Genomic DNA, 2,050 nt, shown 5'->3' on the forward strand with positions numbered 1-2,050 from the left:
GACAGTGTCAGACATTATTTAAAAGCATAACTAAAGAACAACTTGTGTGGATTTTTGCTGATTCAGAATGCTAAAAAATAAAGTTGACTATCTTTTCTTTTCGGAAAGATTATTAACTATAAAAATTATCATTTAAGACAGCAGAAAAACTCAAAGTTAATTCATTACGAACATAATTTTTAGCGATTTTGCCAGATTAGATGAGCCAAGTTTAGAAGCTTCTTTAAAGAGCTTCATAGCAAGATTAAACTGAAGAGTTTGATCATGGCTCAGATTGAACGCTGGCGGCAGGCTTAACACATGCAAGTCGAGCGGAAACGATGGTAGCTTGCTACCAGGCGTCGAGCGGCGGACGGGTGAGTAATACTTAGGAATCTACCTAGTAGTGGGGGATAGCACGGGGAAACTCGTATTAATACCGCATACGACCTACGGGAGAAAGGGGGCAGTTTACTGCTCTCGCTATTAGATGAGCCTAAGTCGGATTAGCTAGATGGTGGGGTAAAGGCCTACCATGGCGACGATCTGTAGCTGGTCTGAGAGGATGATCAGCCACACCGGGACTGAGACACGGCCCGGACTCCTACGGGAGGCAGCAGTGGGGAATATTGGACAATGGGGGAAACCCTGATCCAGCCATGCCGCGTGTGTGAAGAAGGCCTTTTGGTTGTAAAGCACTTTAAGCAGTGAAGAAGACTCTTCGGTTAATACCCGGAGACGATGACATTAGCTGCAGAATAAGCACCGGCTAACTCTGTGCCAGCAGCCGCGGTAATACAGAGGGTGCAAGCGTTAATCGGAATTACTGGGCGTAAAGCGAGCGTAGGTGGCTTGATAAGTCAGATGTGAAATCCCCGGGCTTAACCTGGGAACTGCATCTGAAACTGTTAGGCTAGAGTAGGTGAGAGGGAAGTAGAATTTCAGGTGTAGCGGTGAAATGCGTAGAGATCTGAAGGAATACCGATGGCGAAGGCAGCTTCCTGGCATCATACTGACACTGAGGCTCGAAAGCGTGGGTAGCAAACAGGATTAGATACCCTGGTAGTCCACGCCGTAAACGATGTCTACTAGTCGTTGGGTCCCTTGAGGACTTAGTGACGCAGCTAACGCAATAAGTAGACCGCCTGGGGAGTACGGCCGCAAGGTTAAAACTCAAATGAATTGACGGGGGCCCGCACAAGCGGTGGAGCATGTGGTTTAATTCGATGCAACGCGAAGAACCTTACCTGGTCTTGACATATCTAGAATCCTGCAGAGATGCGGGAGTGCCTTCGGGAATTAGAATACAGGTGCTGCATGGCTGTCGTCAGCTCGTGTCGTGAGATGTTGGGTTAAGTCCCGCAACGAGCGCAACCCTTGTCCTTAGTTACCAGCGGGTTAAGCCGGGAACTCTAAGGATACTGCCAGTGACAAACTGGAGGAAGGCGGGGACGACGTCAAGTCATCATGGCCCTTACGACCAGGGCTACACACGTGCTACAATGGTAGGTACAGAGGGCAGCTACACAGCGATGTGATGCGAATCTCAAAAAGCCTATCGTAGTCCAGATTGGAGTCTGCAACTCGACTCCATGAAGTAGGAATCGCTAGTAATCGCGGATCAGAATGCCGCGGTGAATACGTTCCCGGGCCTTGTACACACCGCCCGTCACACCATGGGAGTTGATTGCACCAGAAGTGGATAGCTTAACCTTCGGGGAGGCGTTCACCACGGTGTGGTTGATGACTGGGGTGAAGTCGTAACAAGGTAGCCGTAGGGGAACCTGCGGCTGGATCACCTCCTTATAGACGCATTCGGTCAGCAAGAATTCACAACAAGTTGTTCTTTAGTTTAAGCTTACGTTTTTAACAAACGTATTAGGGTCTGTAGCTCAGCTGGTTAGAGCACCGTGTTGATAACGCGGGGGTCGGTGGTTCAAGTCCACCTAGACCCACCATTTTACAATGGGGCCATAGCTCAGTTGGTAGAGCGCCTGCCTTGCACGCAGGAGGTCAACGGTTCGACTCCGTTTGGCTCCACCACTACTAAGACGGTTAAGTAAGCTTTAGG

2 tRNA genes and 1 rRNA gene are annotated in these 2,050 nt (G+C 49.3%); all 3 read left to right on the forward strand.

Going from position 1 to position 2,050, the window contains the following annotated elements:
* Positions 1-246: 246 nt before the first annotated feature.
* The 3 genes from ACIGBM_RS13390 to ACIGBM_RS13400 all read left to right on the forward strand — a co-directional run bounded on the left by ACIGBM_RS13390 (position 247) and on the right by ACIGBM_RS13400 (position 2,022).
* A 16S ribosomal RNA gene (locus tag ACIGBM_RS13390) occupies positions 247-1,785 on the forward strand.
* A gap of 75 nt (positions 1,786-1,860) precedes the next feature.
* A tRNA-Ile gene (locus ACIGBM_RS13395) sits at positions 1,861-1,937 on the forward strand.
* A gap of 9 nt (positions 1,938-1,946) precedes the next feature.
* A tRNA-Ala gene (locus ACIGBM_RS13400) sits at positions 1,947-2,022 on the forward strand.
* Positions 2,023-2,050: the final 28 nt, after the last annotated feature.

The sequence above is a fragment of the Psychrobacter sp. NPDC077938 genome (assembly GCF_044542635.1).
Lineage (GTDB): Bacteria > Pseudomonadota > Gammaproteobacteria > Pseudomonadales > Moraxellaceae > Psychrobacter.